At 55.2% G+C, this 20617-nt stretch carries 21 protein-coding genes; 13 read left to right on the top strand and 8 right to left on the bottom strand.

Annotated elements, in window-relative coordinates:
• Nucleotides 1-16 precede the first annotated feature (16 nt).
• The 3 genes from ACR42C_RS15925 to yfcG form a co-directional block, all read right to left on the bottom strand.
• Entirely contained in the window at nt 17-910 is an 894-nt protein-coding gene (locus ACR42C_RS15925; protein ID WP_479984316.1) for a TIGR01777 family oxidoreductase, read from the bottom strand.
• 13 nt (nt 911-923) lie between these two features.
• On the bottom strand, nt 924-1292 hold the full coding sequence (gene folX / locus ACR42C_RS15920) for a dihydroneopterin triphosphate 2'-epimerase (RefSeq protein WP_116338540.1): 369 nt from the start codon (nt 1290-1292) through the stop codon (nt 924-926).
• Nucleotides 1293-1366: 74 nt separating this feature from the next.
• Entirely contained in the window at nt 1367-1996 is a 630-nt protein-coding gene (gene yfcG / locus ACR42C_RS15915; protein ID WP_116338542.1) for a GSH-dependent disulfide bond oxidoreductase, read from the bottom strand.
• A 139-nt stretch (nt 1997-2135) separates the two neighbouring features.
• Here yfcG and yfcF point away from each other — a divergent pair, with 139 nt between their 5' ends.
• From yfcF to yfcD, 3 genes are read left to right on the top strand one after another with little or no spacing between them, the layout of a single operon-like run.
• Complete coding sequence (gene yfcF, locus ACR42C_RS15910; protein WP_116338544.1) at nt 2136-2780, top strand: glutathione transferase; 645 nt, start codon at nt 2136-2138, stop codon at nt 2778-2780.
• Nucleotides 2781-2835: 55 nt separating this feature from the next.
• The gene (gene yfcE, locus ACR42C_RS15905) at nt 2836-3387 is read left to right on the top strand and encodes a phosphodiesterase (RefSeq protein WP_320720992.1); all 552 of its coding nucleotides are present in this window, start codon (nt 2836-2838) and stop codon (nt 3385-3387) included.
• Nucleotides 3388-3442: 55 nt separating this feature from the next.
• Nucleotides 3443-4009: an NUDIX hydrolase YfcD gene (yfcD, locus tag ACR42C_RS15900; protein WP_006811396.1), complete on the top strand. Its 567-nt coding sequence runs from the start codon at nt 3443-3445 to the stop codon at nt 4007-4009.
• Nucleotides 4010-4012: 3 nt separating this feature from the next.
• Here yfcD and ACR42C_RS15895 read toward each other — a convergent pair whose 3' ends face one another.
• Nucleotides 4013-5032 carry a LacI family DNA-binding transcriptional regulator gene (locus ACR42C_RS15895; protein ID WP_479984315.1) on the bottom strand — a complete coding sequence of 340 codons (1020 nt, stop codon included), beginning with the start codon at nt 5030-5032 and terminating at the stop codon, nt 4013-4015.
• A 232-nt stretch (nt 5033-5264) separates the two neighbouring features.
• On the opposite strand from ACR42C_RS15895, the gene ACR42C_RS15890 reads away from it, so the two are divergent.
• From ACR42C_RS15890 to ACR42C_RS15870, 5 genes are all read left to right on the top strand, one after another.
• Entirely contained in the window at nt 5265-5708 is a 444-nt protein-coding gene (locus ACR42C_RS15890) for a PTS sugar transporter subunit IIA (protein ID WP_316379329.1), read from the top strand.
• An 80-nt stretch (nt 5709-5788) separates the two neighbouring features.
• Nucleotides 5789-6061 (top strand): PTS sugar transporter subunit IIB, encoded by a 273-nt coding sequence (locus tag ACR42C_RS15885; RefSeq protein ID WP_116338550.1) that lies wholly within the window; start codon nt 5789-5791, stop codon nt 6059-6061.
• Between the two features lie 21 nt (nt 6062-6082).
• The gene (locus tag ACR42C_RS15880; RefSeq protein WP_116338552.1) at nt 6083-7474 is read left to right on the top strand and encodes a PTS ascorbate transporter subunit IIC; all 1392 of its coding nucleotides are present in this window, start codon (nt 6083-6085) and stop codon (nt 7472-7474) included.
• Nucleotides 7471-8301 carry a transketolase gene (locus ACR42C_RS15875; RefSeq protein ID WP_116338554.1) on the top strand — a complete coding sequence of 277 codons (831 nt, stop codon included), beginning with the start codon at nt 7471-7473 and terminating at the stop codon, nt 8299-8301. Before ACR42C_RS15880 ends, ACR42C_RS15875 begins: the two co-directional genes overlap by 4 nt.
• Nucleotides 8294-9247 (top strand): transketolase family protein, encoded by a 954-nt coding sequence (locus ACR42C_RS15870; RefSeq protein WP_045259691.1) that lies wholly within the window; start codon nt 8294-8296, stop codon nt 9245-9247. The genes ACR42C_RS15875 and ACR42C_RS15870 overlap by 8 nt, the downstream gene beginning before the upstream one ends.
• Nucleotides 9248-9357: 110 nt before the next feature.
• On the opposite strand, the gene pta is transcribed toward ACR42C_RS15870, so the two are convergent.
• Together pta and ackA are read right to left on the bottom strand one after the other, a co-directional pair.
• On the bottom strand, nt 9358-11499 hold the full coding sequence (gene pta, locus ACR42C_RS15865) for a phosphate acetyltransferase (protein WP_116338558.1): 2142 nt from the start codon (nt 11497-11499) through the stop codon (nt 9358-9360).
• 76 nt (nt 11500-11575) lie between these two features.
• Nucleotides 11576-12778: an acetate kinase gene (gene ackA / locus ACR42C_RS15860; protein ID WP_116338560.1), complete on the bottom strand. Its 1203-nt coding sequence runs from the start codon at nt 12776-12778 to the stop codon at nt 11576-11578.
• A 337-nt stretch (nt 12779-13115) separates the two neighbouring features.
• Here ackA and yfbV point away from each other — a divergent pair, with 337 nt between their 5' ends.
• The 4 genes from yfbV to ACR42C_RS15840 all read left to right on the top strand — a co-directional run bounded on the left by yfbV (nt 13116) and on the right by ACR42C_RS15840 (nt 16737).
• Nucleotides 13116-13571, top strand: a complete 456-nt coding sequence (gene yfbV, locus ACR42C_RS15855) for a terminus macrodomain insulation protein YfbV (protein WP_061097539.1) — start codon at nt 13116-13118, stop codon at nt 13569-13571.
• 92 nt (nt 13572-13663) lie between these two features.
• Nucleotides 13664-14158: a YfbU family protein gene (locus ACR42C_RS15850; RefSeq protein ID WP_163330273.1), complete on the top strand. Its 495-nt coding sequence runs from the start codon at nt 13664-13666 to the stop codon at nt 14156-14158.
• Between the two features lie 11 nt (nt 14159-14169).
• The gene (locus ACR42C_RS15845; protein ID WP_116338564.1) at nt 14170-14829 is read left to right on the top strand and encodes a sugar phosphatase; all 660 of its coding nucleotides are present in this window, start codon (nt 14170-14172) and stop codon (nt 14827-14829) included.
• Between the two features lie 75 nt (nt 14830-14904).
• Nucleotides 14905-16737 (top strand): SLC13 family permease, encoded by a 1833-nt coding sequence (locus ACR42C_RS15840; protein ID WP_116338566.1) that lies wholly within the window; start codon nt 14905-14907, stop codon nt 16735-16737.
• 82 nt (nt 16738-16819) lie between these two features.
• Here the strand turns inward: ACR42C_RS15840 and yfbR are convergent, their stop codons facing one another.
• Nucleotides 16820-17419, bottom strand: a complete 600-nt coding sequence (yfbR, locus tag ACR42C_RS15835) for a 5'-deoxynucleotidase (RefSeq protein WP_116338568.1) — start codon at nt 17417-17419, stop codon at nt 16820-16822.
• Between the two features lie 94 nt (nt 17420-17513).
• On the bottom strand, nt 17514-18728 hold the full coding sequence (gene alaA, locus ACR42C_RS15830) for an alanine transaminase AlaA (RefSeq protein ID WP_111962578.1): 1215 nt from the start codon (nt 18726-18728) through the stop codon (nt 17514-17516).
• A 938-nt stretch (nt 18729-19666) separates the two neighbouring features.
• On the opposite strand from alaA, the gene lrhA reads away from it, so the two are divergent.
• Complete coding sequence (gene lrhA, locus ACR42C_RS15825; RefSeq protein ID WP_192983197.1) at nt 19667-20605, top strand: transcriptional regulator LrhA; 939 nt, start codon at nt 19667-19669, stop codon at nt 20603-20605.
• The last annotated feature ends 12 nt before the right edge of the window (nt 20606-20617 follow it).

Here is a 20617-nt window from a genome sequence, read left to right as displayed (position 1 = left end):
TATCACTGTAACATATTCACCGCACCACATCCCCCAGCGCCTCTTCTAAATCATACCAGCGAAACGCAAACCCGGCCGCCTCCAGCCTTTTCGGCAGCGCTCGCTGGCCGCCCAACACCAGCACGGACGCTTCGCCCATCATCAGGCGAATCGCCGTCGCAGGTACGCGTAAAATCGCTGGGCGGTGCAGGGCATGCCCCAGCGCATGGGCAAACTGTTCATTGCGTACCGGATACGGCGCAACCATATTAAACGGCCCGCGCAGATCGTTATCCAGCAGCCAGATAATGCCGTTCACCATATCGTCGATATGGATCCAGGCCAGGTACTGACGGCCGTTGCCGATCGGCCCGCCGAGCCCCAGCCTAAAGGGCGGAAGCATTTTACCCAGAATGCCCCCTTTCGGCGCAAGCACCACGCCGGTACGCAGCAGGCAGACGCGGGTCTTATCGCTCTGCGCCGCGCAGGCGATGCGCTCCCACTGGGCGCAGAGTTTATGGGTAAACTCGTTGTGGGGCGGCTCCTCTTCGGTTACCACCACTTCGCCAAGATCGCCGTAATAGCCCGTCGCAGAACCTGAAATCAGCACCGACGGCGGCGTGTGGCTGTTGCGAATCAGCTCAACCAGCTTTTCGGTAATATTCCAGCGGCTACTGCACAACCGCTGTTTCTGCTCTTCGGTCCAGCGCTTATCAGCGATGGGTTCGCCTGCAAGGTTGATGACGGCGTCAAAACCGTCCAGATTCTGCCGTTCGGCCAGCCCTTTCCAGATATCGACCCCTGCTCCCAGCACCTGACGCGCTTTTTCCGGGCTGCGCGTCACCACGGTGACATCATGATGCAGCGCCTGCAGGCGGGCAATGAGATGGCGACCAATCAGGCCTGTACCGCCAGTCAGCAAAATCTTCATACAACCTCCAGGTTTACCCCTGGCGTCGCCAGCTTAACGTCATGGAGACGGAGTCGGCATAGCGCAGGGCGTGAAGTTTATCGATCTCTACTTCAGCATAAGTGACCCAGTCATGGTCGCGTGCGATATCGAGCACATCCTGAGTTAATTTCTCCAGCAGCGAGAAGCGGTTGTTTTCCACGTACTGAATGATGTTTTTGGTTATCGTGCGATAGTTCAGCGCGTCGTTGATGTCTTCGCTGGCCCGCGCTTTGTCTGCCGGGTAGTGGATAACCACATTAATAACAATATCCTGACGGTTGGCAATCTCTTCCTCTTTGATACCAATGAACGTGCGCAAGCGTAAATTTTTTATCCGAATAATAGCGTCTGGCTGTGACATTGCAGGTCATCTCCGTGTCAGTATTTCCGCCCATAATACATGAGAGCCTCGCAGGCACCCAGCTTCCTACAAGGTTAAATTTGCTGGATTTTTTGCATCGCGCGTTCGGTGGCCGGGCGGGTCCGGATACGCTCAAACCAGTTATTCACCGCCGGGTAAGACGCTAAGTCAATTCGGTGTTTATCATGCGTATTTACCCACGGCCAGCAGGCAATATCGGCAATGCTGTAATGGTCGCCCCCGAGCCACGGCGTTTTCTCCAGCCGCTGGTTCAGAACGCCGTAAAGACGCTGGGTTTCAACCTGATATCGCTCGATGGCGTAAGGAATGGTCTGCGGCGCGAAGGCGGTGAAGTGGTGGTTCTGCCCCAGCATCGGCCCAAAGCCGCTTGACTGCCAGAAAAGCCACTGCAAAGTGTGGTGACGCTCGCGCAATTCACCGCTCAGCAGCTTGCCGGTTTTCTCCGCCAGATAAAGCAAAATTTCGCCGGATTCAAACAGGCTCAGCGGCCTGCCTCCGTCCGCTGGCTGGCTATCAATAATGGCCGGAATTTTATTGTTCGGCGAGATAGCCAAAAACACAGGGTTGAACTGTTCGCCTTTGCTGATATCCACGCGAATGATTCTGTAATCCAGTTCGGCTTCTTCGAGAAAGAGGGTGATCTTATGGCCGTTTGGAGTAGGGGCGTAATAAAGGTCAATCATTCTCAACTCCTGTCAGTCGAATAGTGGTGCCATGACAAATGAGTATAGGTGGTGGTTGTAAATCGTGAGTTTTCATCAAGTGACAGAGACGCAAAGAGATTATATGTTGAGTAAAAACCGATCAGCCGATGAGGATGTTATGAACCAGCCCGTAATTACGTTGTGGTCCGATGCAAATTTCTTTTCTCCCTACGTCATGAGCGTATACGTTTCGCTGGCCGAAAAGGGACTCTCCTTTACGCTGAAGACCGTCGATCTCGACGGTGGTGAACATCTCAAACCCCAGTGGCAGGGTTACGACCTGACCCGACGCGTGCCGGTGCTGGAGATCGATGGCTTTGCGCTGAGCGAATCGTCGGCGATCGATGAATATCTGGAAGATCGTTTTGCGCCGCCTGAGTGGGAGCGCATCTATCCTCACGATCTGCAAAAGCGCGCCCGCGCGCGGCAGATCCAGGCGTGGCTGCGTAGCGACCTGGTGCCGATTCGCGTCGAGCGCTCCACGGATGTCGTGTTTGCCGGTGTGAAAAAGCCAGCACTCAGCGCAGAAGGCGTCGACAGCGCGCAAAAGCTGATTGAAACCGCCACCTCGCTGCTCGCTCACGGTAATCCGAACCTGTTCGGTGAATGGTGCATTGCCGATACCGATCTGGCGCTGATGCTGAACCGTTTGATTCTCAACGGCGATGAGGTGCCTCAACTGCTGGTGGATTATGCGGCGTTCCAGTGGCAGCGGGCCTCCGTACAGCGCTATGTGGCACTCTCCGCTAAGCGCGCGGGCTGATAAGCCCTGACGCTTCAGGTATGATAAGGGCAGTTTTTTTACCTGGGAGTGACGGATGAAACTGATGTTTGCGTCGGATATCCATGGATCGCTGCCCGCGACCGAGCGAGTGCTTTCTCTGTTTTCGCAAAGCGGGGCGCAATGGCTGGTGATTCTGGGGGATGTGTTAAATCATGGGCCACGCAATGCGCTGCCGGAAGGCTATGCCCCTGCGCAGGTGGCGGAGAAGCTCAACTCCTTTGCCTCGCGCATTATCGCCGTGCGCGGCAACTGCGACAGCGAAGTGGACCAGATGCTGCTCCATTTTCCTCTTACCGCGCCGTGGCAACAGGTGCTGCTGGAAAACTGCCGGCTGTTCCTGACGCATGGGCATCTTTTTAGCCCGGACAATCTCCCTGCGCTCGCGGCTGGCGATGTCCTGGTTTACGGTCATACTCATATTCCGGTTGCTGAAAAACGCGGTGAGATCTATCACTTTAACCCGGGGTCGGTCAGCATCCCGAAAGGCAGATATCCTGCGAGCTATGGCATGCTGGATGGAAATACCCTGAGCGTTATCGCACTTAATGATCAGCAAGTTATTGCGCAGGTAGCGATTAATCCGTAAGTTACACCACAACTGCAAACGCGCCGAAAGAGCGCTTAGACGAGAAGGTTTCCCGATGGTGGAGCAGAATCATTTGGCAAGTACTGAATGGGTTGACATTGTCAGCGAAGAAAATGAAGTGATCGCGCAGGCGAGCCGCGAACAAATGCGTGCAGAGCGCCTGCGTCACCGTGCAACGTACATCGTTGTGCATGACGGCATGGGCAAAATTCTGGTCCAGCGCCGCACGGACACTAAAGATTTTCTTCCGGGTATGCTGGATGCCACCGCGGGTGGCGTCGTGCAGGCCGATGAAGTGCTGCTGGATTCCGCGCGTCGTGAAGCGGAAGAAGAGTTAGGCATCGCCGGGGTGCCGTTTGCCGAGCACGGTCAGTTCTATTTCGAAGACGAGCATTGCCGCGTCTGGGGCGGACTGTTTAGCTGTGTGTCCCACGGGCCTTTCGCCCTGCAGGAAGAGGAAGTAAGCGAAGTCTGCTGGATGACGCCGGAAGAGATTACTGCCCGCTGCGACGAGTTCACGCCAGATTCATTAAAGGCGCTGGCGCTGTGGATGACCCGCAACGCCAAAAACGAATCCGCTAAGCCGGAAAACAAAGCGGAAAAAGAGGAAGAGGCTGAGTAAGCCTTAACAGCTTTCCCGCAGGCACAGGCTGGACGCGATGGGTTTTTGGTCGCGCCAGTCTCCGTCATTCAGACGTTCCAGTAGCGCTTTTCCTGCCTCAATCCCAATCTTACGATGCGGTACCGCCATCGTCGTCAGCGGCGGCTGGCAAACGCGGCTCACGTCGCTATCACCAAAGCCCACGACTGCCAGATCGTCCGGCACTTTAATGCGTCGACGCTGACATTCATACAGCGCGCCACAGGCCAGCTCGTCTGATACGCACACCAGCGCATCCAGTTCCGGCCACGCCAGCAGGAACTCTGGCAGCTGTGCCGCGCCGGTCGAGAAGCTCGGCGGCATCGCCGCGTTAATCACCCGGTTCGGCGACAGATGATGGCGCAGCATCGCCTTGTACCAGCCCTGCAAATGCTGCTGGAAAATCCACTGCTCCTGGTTGGCGCACAGCAGGCCAATACTTTGGTAGCCGCGCCTGATCACCATTTCCGTCAGCTCAAACATGGCCGCCACGTTATCGATCCCGATATTCATATCGATCGGATCGGCGCGCATAGCACCCATCTCCATCACCGGAATCGACGAATTTTTCAGCCAGTGGCGAACGGTGTCGGTGTGCTCGACGCTGAGCAAAATCGCGGCGGCGATATTCGACGCCAGCAGCGTTTCGAGCAGTTTCTCTTCCTGTTCAAGACGATGCTGGGACTCAGCCAGCATGATCTGGTATCCGGCCGGCTGCAGCACCTGCTGTAGCCCGGCAAACATCTCTGAACAACCGGCTTCGGAAAGGTTGGGAACAACCATCGCAATCGTCCATGACGACGCCGATGCCAGTGCGCTGGCGGCGAGATTGGGCATATAGCCCAGTTCCTGCACCGCAGCTTCAATTTTTTCACGCAGTTTATCGGAAACCTGTTCAGGCGTGCGGAGTGCACGGGAGACGGTCATCGTGCCGACTCCGGCAAGCTGTGCGACATCAGCGAGCGTGACTTTTCCGGTACTGCGCCGTTTTCGGGTTAAAGACATACACCTTCCTGCTGACCAGACGCGTTCTTTTTCCTTCATTTCAGGTGACAGGCAGTATACGCCTTAAATCCCTTTTTTTGCTGTGATTTCACACGATGATGACAATTTGATAGCGCTATCACACTTCTGCATGTTAGTTATTGGTAGCGCTATCTTTGTGATCGCGATCGCAGTCAATGATTGATGGGTTGAATAAAGTTTGCCCATCTTTAGCGTTTAGCGGGAGGGAAAAATGCTCAAAAAGTGGATATATGATACAACCATTACGCTGCAGGATAGCGTTGAAAGCTGGCCGCAGGCGCTGGAGATGTGCGCGAAACCGCTGCTGGATCTGCAGGTGATTGCACCGGAATACGTGACGGCAATCATTCAGCAGCACCATACGTTAGGACCCTATTATGTGCTGGCACCAGGGCTGGCCATGCCGCATGCGCGGCCGGAGGAGGGCGCCAAAGGACTGGGCTTGTCATTACTAAAACTAAAACAGGGCGTCTCTTTTGGTGCCGGAGAGTTTGACCCTGTCGATCTGATTATTATGCTCGCGGCACCGGATAAACATAGCCATATTGAAATGATATCCGCACTCGCAGAACTATTTTCCAGCGACGAGGATATGGAGAAATTACATCAGGCGAATACCCTGGAGGATATTAAAACCATTATTGACCGCTTCTGATTTAATTCTTTAATCCGATTCTTCCCAACATTACGCGCCAGCGTGATGGGGCGTGCTCTACTCAAAATAAGGGGACAACAATGAAAATCATGGCTATTTGCGGTTCTGGCCTGGGCAGCAGTTTTATGGTCGAAATGAACATTAAAAAGGTGCTCAAAAAGCTGGACATTGACGCCGAGGTTGAACACTCCGATCTCTCCTCCGCCACGCCGGGCGCGGCGGACCTGTTCGTTATGGCGAAAGACATTGCGGCAAGCGCCAGCGTGCCGGAAAGCCAGCTGGTAGTGATCAACAACATCATTGATATCAACGAACTCGAAGCGCAGCTGCGCGCCTGGTTCGACAGACAATAACCCTGATAAGGCGAGGTGGATATGTTTATCCTTGAAACGCTGAATTTCGTTGTCGATATTTTAAAAGTCCCTTCGGTGCTGGTGGGGTTAATTGCGTTAATTGGTCTTGTTGCGCAGAAAAAATCTTTTTCAGATGTCGTAAAAGGCACAATTAAAACGATTCTCGGCTTTATTGTGCTGGGCGGCGGCGCCACGGTGCTGGTGGGGTCGCTAAATCCCTTAGGCGGCATGTTTGAGCACGCCTTTAATATCCAGGGCATTATTCCTAACAATGAAGCGATAGTGTCGATAGCCCTGGAAAAATACGGTGCCTCGACCGCGCTGATCATGGCCTTCGGCATGGTGGCGAATATTGTCGTCGCGCGCTTTACCCGTCTGAAGTACATATTTCTGACCGGGCACCACACGTTTTATATGGCGTGCATGATTGGCGTGATCCTCACCGTGGCGGGCTTTGAGGGCGTGGGGCTGGTGTTTACCGGCTCGCTGATCCTCGGCCTGATTATGGCGTTCTTCCCGGCCATTGCGCAGCGCTATATGAAGCGTATTACCGGCAACGATGAGATTGCATTTGGCCATTTCGGTACGCTGGGCTACGTGCTGTCCGGCTGGATTGGCAGCAAAGTCGGCAAAGGCTCCCGCTCCACCGAAGAGATGAACCTGCCGAAGAACCTGAGCTTCCTGCGCGACTCTTCGATCTCCATCTCCCTGACCATGATGATTATCTACCTGATCATGGCGGTGAGCGCCGGACGCGAGTATGTCGAGTCGACCTTCAGCGGCGGTCAGAACTACCTGGTATACGCCATCATCATGGCGATCACCTTCGCGGCGGGGGTGTTCATCATCCTGCAGGGCGTGCGCCTGATTCTGGCAGAAATCGTCCCGGCCTTTACCGGCTTTTCGGAAAAACTGGTCCCGAACGCGCGTCCCGCGCTGGACTGCCCGGTGGTCTATCCCTATGCGCCAAACGCGGTGCTGATTGGCTTCCTGTTCAGCTTCCTGGGGGGGATTGTGGGGTTAATCATCTGCGGCCAGTTCAACTGGGTGCTGATCCTGCCGGGCGTGGTGCCGCACTTCTTCACCGGCGCGACGGCGGGCGTGTTCGGTAACGCCACCGGCGGACGCCGCGGGGCAATGATAGGCGCCTTCGCCAACGGCCTGCTGATCACCTTCCTGCCGGTTCTGCTGCTGCCGGTACTGGGCGCGATTGGCTTTGCTAATACCACCTTCTCGGATGCCGATTTCGGCGCGGTCGGTATTGTGCTGGGTAACCTGGCGCGCTTCCTGTCGCCGCTCGCCATCACCGGGCTGGTTGTGGCGCTGTTCGCACTGCTGGTGGCGTACAACGTCTTCGCGAAAAACAAACCTGCTGGCGGTAACGCGCAGGAAAACACCGGAGCCAAATCATGAATGAGAACGAGATAACTGAACTGGCGCGCCAGATCCGCCTTGAGACGCTGAAATCGCTAACGCAGCTGGGCTTTGGGCACTACGGCGGCAGCATGTCGGTGGTCGAAACACTGGCCGTGCTGTACGGCGCGGTGATGAAGATCGACCCGGCGGATCCGGACTGGCCGGAGCGCGACTATTTTGTGCTGTCGAAGGGCCATGCGGGCCCGGCGCTCTACAGCACCCTGGCGATTAAGGGCTACTTCCCGATGGAGGAGCTGAGCACCCTGAACCAGAACGGCACGCGTCTGCCAAGCCATCCGGACCGCCTGAAAACGCGCGGCGTGGACGCCACCACCGGCTCGCTCGGGCAGGGGATCTCCATCGCTGGCGGCATGGCGCTGTCGCACAAGCTCGCGGGGCGGCCGAATCGGGTCTTCTGCATCGTCGGTGACGGCGAGCTGAACGAGGGTCAGTGCTGGGAAGCCTTCCAGTTTATCGCCCACCATCGCCTCAACAACCTGACGGTGTTCGTCGACTGGAACAAACAGCAGCTCGACGGCGAGCTGGACGAGATCATCAGCGCGTTCGACCTGGAAGGGAAGTTCCGCGCCTTTGGCTTTGACGTAGTAACGGTGAAGGGGGATGACGTTCCGGCGCTGCTGGAGGTGACTTCAAGGGTACCGGAGGCCGATGCGCGTCCGCGGGTGGTGATCCTCGACAGCATCAAAGGGCAGGGGGTGCCGTACCTGGAACAGCTCAGCAACTCGCACCACCTGCGGTTGACCGCGGAGAGCAAAGCGGCCCTCAACGAGACGATTTGCCAACTGGAGGCTTCACATGATTAAGGTTGCACCGGCAGGACAGAAAGACGCCGTTGAGATGCGTAAGGTCTACGCGGGCTTCGTAGCAAAGCAGATTGAGGCCGGCAGCGAGATTATCGCCCTGGAAGCGGATCTGATGAGCTCGATGGCGATGGACGGCGTAGCGCGCGATTATCCGCAGCACGTGATTAACTGCGGCATTATGGAGGCCAACGTTATTGGCACCGCGGCGGGGCTGTCGCTCACCGGGCGTAAGCCGTTCGTTCATACCTTCACCGCGTTTGCCAGCCGCCGCTGCTTCGACCAGCTGTTTATGTCCCTGGACTACCAGCGTAACAACGTGAAGGTGATTGCTTCAGACGCGGGCGTGACGGCCTGCCACAACGGCGGGACGCACATGTCGTTCGAAGATATGGGCATCGTGCGCGGTCTGGCGCATTCGGTGGTGCTGGAGGTCACAGACGCGGTGATGTTCGAGGACGTGCTGCGTCAGCTTATCGACCTCGAAGGCTTTTACTGGGTGCGCACCATCCGCAAGCAGGCGCCGAGCGTCTATGCGCCGGGCTCGACCTTTACCATTGGCAAAGGCAACGTGCTGCGCGAAGGCAGCGATATCACGCTGATTGCCAACGGCATCATGGTGGCGGAGGCGCTGGAGGCGGCGCGCCAGCTAGAGCAGGAGGGGGTCAGCGCGGCAGTCATCGACATGTTTACCCTGAAGCCTATCGACCGAATGTTGGTGAAAAACTACGCCGAGAAAACCGGGCGCATCGTCACCTGCGAAAACCACAGCATTCACAACGGCCTGGGGTCGGCGGTGGCGGAAGTGCTGGTGGAAACCTGCCCGGTGCCGATGCGTCGGGTGGGCGTTAAGGAGCGCTACGGTCAGGTTGGGACGCAGGATTTCCTGCAGAAGGAATATGGTCTTACTGCGCATGACATTGTGTCGGCGGCGAGAGAGCTGCTGTAAATAAAAAAGGCGACCGGTTAAGTGGTCGCCTTTTTTGCCGGATGGCGCTTCGCTTATCCGGCCTACAAAACCATAGGCCCGGTAAGCGCTAGCGCCACCGGGCTTTTTAACTACTGCTGCTGCGAAGACTGGATCGCCGTCAGCGCGATGGTGTAGACGATATCGTCAACCAGCGCACCGCGGGACAGGTCGTTCACAGGCTTGCGCATACCCTGCAGCATAGGCCCGATGGAGATCAGGTCTGCTGAACGCTGTACCGCTTTGTAGGTGGTGTTACCGGTGTTCAGATCCGGGAAGATGAACACGGTCGCGCGACCTGCAACCGGCGAGTTCGGCGCTTTGGATTTCGCAACGTCAGCCATTACCGCGGCGTCGTACTGCAGTGGGCCGTCGATCATCAGATCAGGACGTTTTTCCTGCGCAATGCGGGTCGCTTCACGCACTTTCTCTACGTCGCTACCTGCACCAGAGGTGCCGGTGGAGTAGGAGAGCATCGCTACGCGCGGCTCGATACCGAAAGCGGTCGCGGAGTCTGCGGACTGGATAGCGATCTCAGCCAGCTGTTCTGCGGTAGGATCCGGGTTGATTGCGCAGTCGCCGTAAACGTAAACCTGTTCAGGCAGCAGCATGAAGAACACGGAGGAGACCAGAGAGCTGCCCGGTGCCGTTTTGATCAGCTGCAGCGGTGGGCGGATAGTATTCGCGGTGGTGTGAACCGCACCGGAAACCAGACCGTCAACTTCGTCCTGCTCCAGCATCAGCGTGCCCAGCACCACGTTGTCTTCCAGCTGCTCGCGCGCAACGGCTTCGGTCATGCCTTTGCTCTTACGCAGCTCAACCAGACGGGCAACGTAGCTTTCGCGAACCACTTCAGGGTCAACGATTTCGATGCCAGTGCCCAGCTCAACGCCCTGAGACGCCGCTACGCGGTTGATCTCATCCGGGTTGCCCAGCAGCACGCAGGTCGCGATGCCGCGCTCTGCACAGATGGCAGCCGCTTTAACGGTACGTGGTTCGTCGCCTTCTGGCAGCACAACGCGTTTGCCCGCTTTACGCGCCAGCTCGGTCAGCTGGTAACGGAAGGCCGGTGGAGACAGGCGACGGCTGCGCTCAGAGGTGGCAGTCAGGGATTCGATCCAGTCTGCGTTGATGTAGCCAGCAACGTATTCCTGAACTTTCTCGATACGCTCGTGGTCATCAACCGGCACTTCAAGGTTGAAGCTCTGCAGGCTCAGGGAGGTCTGCCAGGTGTTGGTGTTCACCATGAAGACCGGCAGGCCAGTGGCGAAAGCGCGTTCGCAAAGCTTGCTCACGCGTGGGTCCATCTCGTAGGCACCGGTCAGCAGGATGGCGCCAATTTCCACGCCGTTCATCGCCGCCAGACACGCTGCAACCAGCACGTCAGGACGGTCAGCGGAGGTCACCAGCAGGGAGCCTGCGCGGAAGTGTTCCAGCATGTGCGGAATGCTGCGCGCACAGAAGGTCACGGACTTCACGCGGCGTGTGTTGATATCGCCTTCGTTAACGATGGTAGCGTTCAGGTGACGCGCCATATCGATTGCACGGGTGGCAATCAGATCGAAGCTCCATGGCACCGCGCCCAGAACCGGAAGCGGGCTGGATTCCTGCAGCTTAGCCGGGTCAACTTTGATGACTTTCGCTTTGGAAGAGTCGTCGAAGATTTCAGACAGGTCAGGGCGAGTACGGCCCTGCTCATCCACTGGCGCGTTCAGTTTGTTGACGATCACGCCGGTGATGTTGGTGTTTTTCGCACCGCCGAAGCTGCTGCGCGTCAGTTCGATACGCTCGTTCAGCTGTTCCGGGGTGTCAGTGCCCTGAGACATTACGAAAACGATCTCTGCGTTCAGGGTTTTCGCGATTTCAAAGTTCAGAGACTGGGCAAACTGGTGTTTGCGGGTAGGAACCAGACCTTCTACCAGCACCACTTCTGCGTCTTGCGCGTTAGCGTGGTAGTTAGCGATGATCTCTTCCATCAGCACGTCTTTCTGGTTGCTGGAGAGCAGAGACTCGACGTGGCTCATCTTCAGCGGTTCAGCCGCTGGCAGATTGGAGTTTTTGCGAACGATGGTGGTCGTCTGGTCTGGCGCATCGCCACCGGCACGCGGCTGGGCGATTGGCTTAAAGACGCTCAGACGAACGCCTTTGCGTTCCATAGCACGGATCACGCCAAGGCTGACGCTGGTCAGGCCGACGCTGGTTCCGGTAGGGATCAGCATAATAGTACGGGACACGGTTTATCCTCTTTCGTTACCGCCGATATTGGGCGGGTTACAAAACAGCACCGCCAGCATTGCTGGCGGTGTGGAATCAGGCAGTCAGGCGATGCGCGTCTTGCGCGATGACCAGCTCTTCGTTAGTTGGAATAACGATTGCCGGACGGGTGCCTTCTTTGTTGATGAAACCAGACTTGCCGAAGCGAGCAGCCAGGTTACGCTCGTGATCAACGTCGAAGCCCAGAACGCCCAGTTTGCCCAGGGACAGTTCACGAACCATTGCCGCGTTCTCACCGATACCGCCGGTGAAGATCACCGCGTCCAGACGACCGTCCATCAGTGCAGTGTAAGAGCCGATGTACTTCGCCAGACGGTGGCAGTAAACGTCCATTGCACGTTTAGCGTCAGCTTTCTCAGCGTAGTTGTCTTCAACATAGCGGCAGTCGCTGGTGACTTCGGTCAGACCCAGCAGGCCAGACTCTTTGGTCAGCATTTTGTTGATGTCGTCAACGCTCATGCCCAGGGTGTCGTGCAGGTGGAAGATGATCGCCGGGTCGATGTCACCGGAACGGGTACCCATCACCAGACCTTCCAGCGGGGTCAGACCCATGGAGGTATCAACACATTTACCGTTGCGGATAGCAGAAACAGAACCACCGTTGCCCAGGTGGCAGGTGATGATGTTCACTTCTTCAACAGGTTTGTTCAGGATTTTTGCGGCTTCCTGAGTCACATAGAAGTGGCTGGTGCCGTGCGCGCCGTAGCGACGTACGCCGTGCTCTTTGTACAGGCTGTACGGCAGGGCATAGAGGTAAGACTCTTCCGGCATGGTCTGATGGAACGCGGTGTCGAACACGGCCACGTTTTTGTCTTTCAGATTCGGGAAGGACTTCAGTGCTTCAGCGATACCAATCAGGTGCGCCGGGTTGTGCAGCGGAGCAAAAGAGGCAGAGTCTTTGATGCCCTGGATAACAGAGTCGTCGATCACGACGGAGCTGGTGTATTTTTCGCCGCCGTGGACGATACGGTGACCAATCGCAGTCAGCTGAGCAGACAGTTCTGGTTTTTGTGCCAGAATAGTGTTAACGATAAAGTTCAGCGCTTCACTGTGAGCGGCGCCTGCACCTAAAGCCGCTTCTTGTTTGCTGCCGTCCATCTTCCACTTGATACGTGCTTCAGGCAGATGGAAACATTCGGCCAAACCAGAGAGGTACTCGTCACCGTTGAGCGCATCGATGATGGCGAATTTCAGTGAGGAGCTACCGCAGTTCAGAACCAGTACTAACTTACTCGACATGGAAGTACCTATTATTGATACGTGGCTAAAAAAACGTCAGTGAGTCTAACAGCGTAACGCATGATGACTCAGACATTTATGATTAACATCATGGCAAACGAACATTCTGGCATGATGAAAGAAATAACTATGATTTTATGCCATTTTGCACAATTTTCAGCCAATGGCATAATATGCGATAATTTGACGAGTTAATGCTTCTCGTCTATGGCCCTATCAGGCTGGCACAGGATACCCGATACGGGGTAGCGATGACAAAATATTTTGAACGTTGTCATAGCCTGTTGTGGTTTTGCACAAAAATTTTAATTTTTATATGTGAAGTTGAGGTACAGCCATGTCGACACCCGAAATCCCGTCCGTGAACTTTTTCAGTCTGTTTCGTCGGGGACAGCATTACGCAAAGACGTGGCCAATGGAAAAGCGCCTTGCGCCAATGTTTATTGAGAATCGCACCATCCGCGCTACGCGCTATGCGATTCGCTTTATGCCTCCGGTTGCCATCTTTACCCTGTGCTGGCAAATCGCCCTCGGTGGACAGCTTGGCCCTGCCGTCGCGACGGCGCTCTTCGCGTTAAGCCTGCCGATGCAGGGGCTGTGGTGGTTAGGTAAACGCTCCATCACGCCGCTTCCGCCTTCTATTTTACACTGGTTTTATGAAGTGCGTGGAAAACTGGAGGAGGCCGGGCAGGCGCTGGCCCCGGTTGAAGGCAAGCCGGATTACCAGGCGCTGGCGGACACGTTAAAGCGTGCTTTTAAGCAGTTGGATAAAACATTCCTCGATGACTTGTGATTGATCATCGAAACGACTAACAAAAGAAGGCACAGTAACAAACCGTTACCGTGTCTTTTTTTTACAGTGCAATGCGCTACAGGAGTCGAAAGATGGAAATGACCCATGCTCAACGTCTGATTTTGTCTAACCAGTACAAGATGATGACTATGCTTGATCCCGATAACGCTGCGCGCTACAGCCGCCTGCAGACCATCGTCGAACGAGGGTTCGGTTTGCAAATGCGTGAACTGGACCGCGAATTTGGCGAGCTGAAAGAAGAAACCTGCCGCGTCGTGATCGACATTATGGAGATGTACCACGCCCTGCATGTGTCCTGGACGAATCTCAAAGACCAGCAGTCCATTGACGAACGCCGCGTCACCTTCTTAGGCTTTGATGCAGCGACGGAAGCGCGCTATCTGAGCTACGTGCGCTTTATGGTGAACACCGAAGGGCGTTACACCCACTTTGATGCGGGTACGCACGGTTTCAACGCCCAGACCCCTATGTGGGATAAATACCAGCGTATGCTGAGCGCGTGGCACGCCTGCCCGCGCCAGTACCATTTAAGCAGCAACGAAATTCAACAAATTATTAATGCCTGACGGAGGTGCGTGTGCAGTGTAAAGGTTTTCTGTTTGATTTGGACGGTACGCTGGTGGATTCGCTGCCGGTTGTGGAGCGCTCGTGGTGCCACTGGGCCGACCGGCACGGCATCGATCATCAGGACGTGCTGAATTTTATCCATGGCAAACAGGCCATTACCTCATTGCGGCACTTCTTAGCGGGGCGTTCTGAGGAGGAGATCCAGGCGGAGTTCAAATACCTGGAGCAGATTGAGGCCACCGATACCGAGGGCATTACCGCGTTGCCCGGGGCGCGCGAACTGCTTGAGCATCTGAATGAAGCGCAGATCCCGTGGGCGATTGTTACCTCCGGCTCTGTTCCGGTCGCTCATGCCCGCCATAAGGCGGCCGGCTTACCGAAGCCAGAGGTGTTCATTACGGCAGAGCGCGTCAAACGCGGCAAGCCGGAGCCGGATGCGTTTCTGCTTGGTGCAGAAATGCTGGGCTTCGCGCCTGCAGAGTGCGTGGTGGTGGAAGATGCGGCCGCTGGCGTGCTGGCCGGGCTGAACGCCGGTAGCCACGTCATTGCCGTAAACGTTCCGGCGGGGTCCCCACGCCTGGACGAGGCGGACTTTGTGATTAATTCCCTGACGGCGCTGGCGGTGGCAAAAGCACCCGATGGAGTTGTAACCGTCTCGCTAAAAATGTAATCCCATGATATAGCCCCACGCTGCTGGGGCTTTTTTATGGCAGAATTTCTCATCTTCCACTGACAAGGATAGGTTGTGAACGGTGAACTGATCTGGGTTCTGAGCCTGCTTTTAATCGCCATTATTCTCTTCGCCACAGGCAAGGTGCGCATGGATGCCGTTGCCCTGTTTGTCATTGTCGCGTTTGTGCTGAGCGGCACGCTCACGCTACCGGAAGCCTTCTCCGGGTTCAGCGACCCCAACGTTATCCTGATTGCCGCCCTGTTTATCATCGGCGACGGCCTTGTGCGCACCGGCGTGGCAACCATCATGGGCGCGTGGCTGGTCAAGGTGGCCGGCAGCAGTGAAACCAAAATGCTGATCTATCTGATGCTGACGGTCGCCGGTCTGGGGGCATTTATGAGCTCAACGGGCGTGGTCGCCATTTTTATCCCGGTGGTGCTGAGCGTCTCCATGCGGATGCAGAGCTCGCCGTCGCGCCTGATGATGCCCCTGAGCTTTGCCGGTTTGATCAGCGGTATGATGACGCTGGTGGCGACGCCGCCGAACCTGGTCGTCAACAGCGAGCTGCTTCGGGAAGGATTTCAGGGCTTCAGCTTTTTCAGCGTCACCCCGCTTGGGCTGGTGATTCTGGCGATGGGCGTGATCTATATGCTGCTGACCCGTTTTGCCCTGAAAGGCGACAAACAGGATAAGAACAAAGAGGGGTGGAAGCGACGTACCTTCCGCGATCTGATCAGGGAGTACCGTCTCTCCGGGCGGGCGCGCCGTCTGGCCATTCGCCCCGGCTCGCCGATGGTTGGCCAGCGGCTCGACGACCTTAAGCTGCGCGAGCGTTATGGCGCGAACGTAATTGGCGTAGAGCGCTGGCGCCGTTTTCGCCGGGTGATCGTCAACGTTAACGGGGTATCGGAATTTCGGGCGCGAGACGTCCTGCTGATCGATATGTCTACCGCGGAGGTGGATCTGCGTGAGTTTTGCAGCGAACAGCTGCTGGAGCCGATGGTGCTGCGCGGCGAGTATTTTTCCGATCAGGCGCTGGATGTGGGCATGGCCGAAGTGTCGCTGATACCGGAATCGGAACTGTTGGGTAAAACCGTGCGTGAAATGGGGTTCCGTACCCGCTATGGCCTGAACGTCGTGGGGCTGAAGCGCGATGGCGTGGCGATGGAGGGGGCCGTCGTCGATGAGCCGATCCTGCTGGGCGATATCTTTCTCGTCGTCGGCAACTGGAAGCTGATAAGCCAGCTCGGACAAAAAGGACGTGATTTTGTAGTGCTCAACATGCCGGTCGAAGAGAGCGATGCGTCACCGGCGCACAGCCAGGCACCGCATGCGATTTTCTGTCTGGTGCTGATGGTGGCGCTGATGCTGACCGATGAAATCCCTAATCCGGTCGCGGCCATTATCGCCTGCCTGCTGATGGGGAAATTCCGCTGTATTGACGCCGAAAGCGCGTATAAAGCCATTCACTGGCCGAGCATTATTCTTATCGTCGGGATGATGCCTTTTGCCCTCGCACTGCAAAAAACCGGCGGGGTGGATCTGATCGTAAAAGGCTTGATGGACGTGGGCGGTGGGTATGGTCCGTACATGATGATGGTCTGTCTGTTTGTCATGTGCGCCACGATCGGGTTGTTTATCTCCAACACCGCGACGGCGGTGCTGATGGCGCCTATTGCGCTGGCGATGGCGAAATCCATGGGCGTGTCGCCGTATCCGTTTGCGATGATGGTCGCGATGGCGGCGTCCGCGGCGTTTATGACGCCGGTTTCTTCGCCGGTTAACACGCTGGTGCTGGGGCCGGGGAATTATAAGTTCAGCGATTTCGTGAAGCTGGGCGTGCCGTTCACCGTACTGGTGATGGTGGTGTGCGTGGTGTTAATTCCGGTTTTATTCCCGTTCTGAGAACATCGCCGGGTGGCGGCTGCGCCTTACCTGGCCTACATGACGCGTAGGCCCTGCAAGCACAGCGCCGCTGGGCAAATAGTTAAAGCGGTGAATCCTGGCTAATCTCGTCCAGCGACAGATGGAAGCTCGGTACAAATACCTGCATGAAATAGTCCATCTCTTCGCTGCGGCGGGATTCCAGCGTTTTTTCCAGACGCGTTTTAGCCAGTAAAAACTCATTATTGCCCGCAGACAGCTCTTCCAGACACTTCAGATAGGCGCACAGCGCGTCGGCCTGCTTGACCAGCGACTTTTCCTCTTCCGTATACTGATGCTCGTCGATGAGCGGTTCAAAGATATCGCGCAGCTCTTCGGGCACCATCTCGATAAGTTTGTGCTGGGCAATCTTCTCGATAGCCTTATATTCCTGTGCAATCTGCGAGTTGAAATATTTCACTGGCGTAGGCAGGTCGCCGGTCAGCACCTCTGATGCGTCGTGGTACATCGCCAGCAGAGCGATGCGCTCGGCATTCACCTGCCCGTTAAATTTGCGGTTCTTAATAGCAGCCAGCGCATGAGCGACCATAGCAACCTGCAGGCTGTGCTCAGACACGTTCTCTGTACGTACGTTGCGCATTAGCGGCCAGCGGTTGATCAGTTTCAGGCGGGAGAGGTGGGCAAAGAAATGGCTCTGGCTCATAGGTTACCTTTTGTCTTCACTGCGACAGGACTTCATTGTGCGGGGAGGGGAGGGAAGATGCAAATCAGGCTACCGAAGTAGCCTGATTTTAAGATTACTGATGGTACCCAGAGAGGAATCGCCCGAAGCGGCTGATGGCCATTTCGAGATCGTCTTCGCGCGGCAAGGTTACGATACGCACGTGGTCCGGCCACGGCCAGTTAAACGCCGTCCCCTGAACCAGCAGCACTTTTTCCTGCAGCAGGAAATCGAGCACCATTTTCTGATCGTCATGAATATTGAAGCGCTTCGCGTCGATTTTAGGGAACATATACAGCGCCCCGTTCGGCTTCACGCAGGAGACGCCCGGAATATCGTTGATCAGTTCCCATGCGCGGTTACGCTGTTCGTACAGGCGACCGCCAGGGACAATAAACTCGCTGATGCTCTGGTATCCGCCCAGCGCCGTCTGGATCGCGTGCTGCGCAGGCACGTTAGCGCAAAGACGCATCGACGCCAGCATCTCAAGCCCTTCAATATAGCCTTTAGCGTGTTTTTTCGGGCCGTTCAGCACCATCCAGCCCTGACGGAAACCGGCCACGCGGTAGGTTTTAGACAGGCCGTTGAAGGTGACGGTCAGCAGGTCCGGGGCCAGCGCGGCGATAGAGTGGTGTTGTGCCGCGTCATAGAGGATCTTGTCGTAGATTTCGTCAGCGAAGATGATCAGGTTGTGCTGGCGGGCGATCTCCACGATCTCCATCAGCAGCTCTTTTGAATAGACCGCACCCGTTGGGTTGTTCGGGTTGATGATCACAATCCCACGCGTGCGAGGCGTGATTTTCGCGCGAATGTCATCCAGATCCGGGAACCAGTCAGAAGATTCGTCGCAAAGATAATGTACCGCTTTACCGCTGGAGAGTGATACGGCAGCCGTCCATAGCGGGTAGTCCGGCGCGGGAACCAGCATTTCGTCGCCGCTGTTCAGCAGCGCCTGCATGGCCTGAACGATCAGTTCGGAGACGCCGTTGCCAATGTAAATATCTTCGACGGTAACGTCACGCATACCGCGCGCCTGGTAGTGCTGCATAATGGCTTTACGTGCCGAGTAAAGTCCCTTTGAATCGCAATAGCCTTGTGCCGTAGGCAGGTTGCGGATCACATCAACCAGAATCTCATCCGGCGCGTCAAAACCAAATGGCGCGGGGTTACCAATGTTGAGCTTCAGAACCTTATTGCCTTCTTCTTCAAGGCGTTTTGCCTCTTTCAGAACCGGGCCACGGATGTCATAACAGACGTTATCTAGCTTGCTGGATTTTTCGATAGGGGACATGAACCTTTAACCTTTTCGCTATTATTGCCACTCCCTGCCGTGGAAGTCAGCACGGAATAATGTACTCCCCCCTCGCTCCGTTTTGAAGGGTGTACAGGAGAAGATTTTGTGCACGATGCGAATTTCTGATGAATCTATTTGGCTGGTCGTTGACGATTTTGCGGACTTAACGTATTGATCTGGTCGCTGGTTAAGGTTAATTATGCTGTATAATTCTATTAATTATGTATATTGTTCTGATGTAAAATAAATGGCGCGCAGGAAGGAGACAGAAGTCACGCTAAGTGACTTTTCGTAAAACCTGAGTGTTGGAAAAATCTTGCAGTAATAGTCCGAAGCGGCTAAAAGTTAATCATGTGAAATTAATGTTAAGTGTTATTAATGAATGGCTTTAATCAAAATTAAAATTTATTTATTATTAGCGAACAAAATGCAACTTTAGTTAATTTTAATAAAATTAGTTGAGAAGCTTAACAAACCTCCTTAATCCTGAATATTGCAATAAGACTTATAAATAAAGTGGATTTGGGTTAAGATGTCTTTAAGGAAAGCAGAAGAAAGATGCACAAGCTTTGTATATCTCAAACTGGCTTTCTGATTTAATTGATTGTTATTGTTGGAGTTATCTCTGGCTGGAATGTGTCAAACATCTCCTGCTACGTTGACAGCGCTGCGATAAAGATGGCAGAAAAAGTGTTACGCCTTTAATGTAATTTACATAAACCTGCGAACATCTAAATATCCAGAACGTTTAAGAGAATAAAAATAACGTCATGAAACGTGCTTTCTGACTGTTGATATAAAGCAGCACAATAACTATCTGTCAGGCAGTCTGCCGGGCCGGGATGCGAGGGAAAACCTTCAGAAGGAATTGCTTAACTGTTACACACAGCTTCAACCCGGGCAGCTCCGCACGAGCAACCTGAAAGTGAATAGATATGATAAATGCAAATCGTCCGATAATGAATCTCGACCTCGATCTGCTGAGAACGTTTGTTGCGGTCGCCGATCTCAACACTTTTGCAGCAGCTGCTGCCGCCGTCTGCCGAACTCAGTCCGCCGTTAGCCAGCAAATGCAGCGGCTGGAGCAACTGGTTGGGAAAGAGCTTTTTGCCCGTCACGGGCGTAATAAGCTCTTAACGGAACACGGTATTCAGCTACTGGGTTATGCCAGGAAAATTCTTCGCTTTAATGATGAAGCATGTATGTCATTAATGTTTAGCAACCTTCAGGGGGTGTTAACTTTAGGGGCATCTGATGAGTCAGCGGATACTATTTTGCCGTTTCTTCTCAATCGAATTAGCTCGGTTTATCCGAAGCTTGCGCTGGATGTTAGCGTAAAACGCAATGCCTTTATGGTTGAGATGTTAAATGAGAATAAGGTCGACCTGGTGGTCACGACGCATCGTCCCGGGCAGTTTGATTGTCTGACGTTGCGCACATCGCCAACGCACTGGTATTGCGCGGCTGAATATGTGCTGCAAAAAGGGGAGCCGGTACCGCTGGTTTTACTGGACGATCCGAGTCCCTTCCGCGATATGGTGCTAACGGCGTTAAATGAAGCCAACATTCCGTGGCGTCTGGCCTATGTGGCATCTACATTGCCCGCGGTGCGTGCCGCGGTGAAAGCCGGTCTTGGCGTCACGGCCCGTCCGGTGGAGATGATGAGCCCCGATCTGCGCGTTCTTGGTAAAGCAGACGGGCTCCCTGCGCTGCCGGATACCGAGTACCTGCTTTGCCATAACGCGGCCAGTCACAACGAGTTGGCAAAGGTGGTGTTTGAGGCGATGCAAAACTACCACAACCCGTGGCAGTTTGAGCATGTTACCTCCGAAGGGGGGGATGATTCCCTGATCGTAGAAGGTGACTTTGAGTGATCAAAAGCTCAA

This window comes from Enterobacter sp. MG-EB028 (genome assembly GCF_056673305.1).
This window is presented reverse-complemented; position numbering and strand designations above follow the sequence as displayed.

Bases quoted from the DNA above. Each gene is read 5' to 3' on its own strand.
- ACR42C_RS15925 (WP_479984316.1), bottom strand. From the start codon at position 910: ATGAAGATTTTGCTGACTGGCGGTACAGGCCTGATTGGTCGCCATCTC.
- folX (WP_116338540.1), bottom strand. From the start codon at position 1,292: ATGTCACAGCCAGACGCTATTATTCGGATAAAAAATTTACGCTTGCGC.
- yfcG (WP_116338542.1), bottom strand. From the start codon at position 1,996: ATGATTGACCTTTATTACGCCCCTACTCCAAACGGCCATAAGATCACC.
- yfcF (WP_116338544.1), top strand. From the start codon at position 2,136: ATGAACCAGCCCGTAATTACGTTGTGGTCCGATGCAAATTTCTTTTCT.
- yfcE (WP_320720992.1), top strand. From the start codon at position 2,836: ATGAAACTGATGTTTGCGTCGGATATCCATGGATCGCTGCCCGCGACC.
- yfcD (WP_006811396.1), top strand. From the start codon at position 3,443: ATGGTGGAGCAGAATCATTTGGCAAGTACTGAATGGGTTGACATTGTC.
- ACR42C_RS15895 (WP_479984315.1), bottom strand. From the start codon at position 5,032: ATGTCTTTAACCCGAAAACGGCGCAGTACCGGAAAAGTCACGCTCGCT.
- ACR42C_RS15890 (WP_316379329.1), top strand. From the start codon at position 5,265: ATGCTCAAAAAGTGGATATATGATACAACCATTACGCTGCAGGATAGC.
- ACR42C_RS15885 (WP_116338550.1), top strand. From the start codon at position 5,789: ATGAAAATCATGGCTATTTGCGGTTCTGGCCTGGGCAGCAGTTTTATG.
- ACR42C_RS15880 (WP_116338552.1), top strand. From the start codon at position 6,083: ATGTTTATCCTTGAAACGCTGAATTTCGTTGTCGATATTTTAAAAGTC.
- ACR42C_RS15875 (WP_116338554.1), top strand. From the start codon at position 7,471: ATGAATGAGAACGAGATAACTGAACTGGCGCGCCAGATCCGCCTTGAG.
- ACR42C_RS15870 (WP_045259691.1), top strand. From the start codon at position 8,294: ATGATTAAGGTTGCACCGGCAGGACAGAAAGACGCCGTTGAGATGCGT.
- ackA (WP_116338560.1), bottom strand. From the start codon at position 12,778: ATGTCGAGTAAGTTAGTACTGGTTCTGAACTGCGGTAGCTCCTCACTG.
- yfbV (WP_061097539.1), top strand. From the start codon at position 13,116: ATGTCGACACCCGAAATCCCGTCCGTGAACTTTTTCAGTCTGTTTCGT.
- ACR42C_RS15850 (WP_163330273.1), top strand. From the start codon at position 13,664: ATGGAAATGACCCATGCTCAACGTCTGATTTTGTCTAACCAGTACAAG.
- yfbR (WP_116338568.1), bottom strand. From the start codon at position 17,419: ATGAGCCAGAGCCATTTCTTTGCCCACCTCTCCCGCCTGAAACTGATC.
- alaA (WP_111962578.1), bottom strand. From the start codon at position 18,728: ATGTCCCCTATCGAAAAATCCAGCAAGCTAGATAACGTCTGTTATGAC.
- lrhA (WP_192983197.1), top strand. From the start codon at position 19,667: ATGATAAATGCAAATCGTCCGATAATGAATCTCGACCTCGATCTGCTG.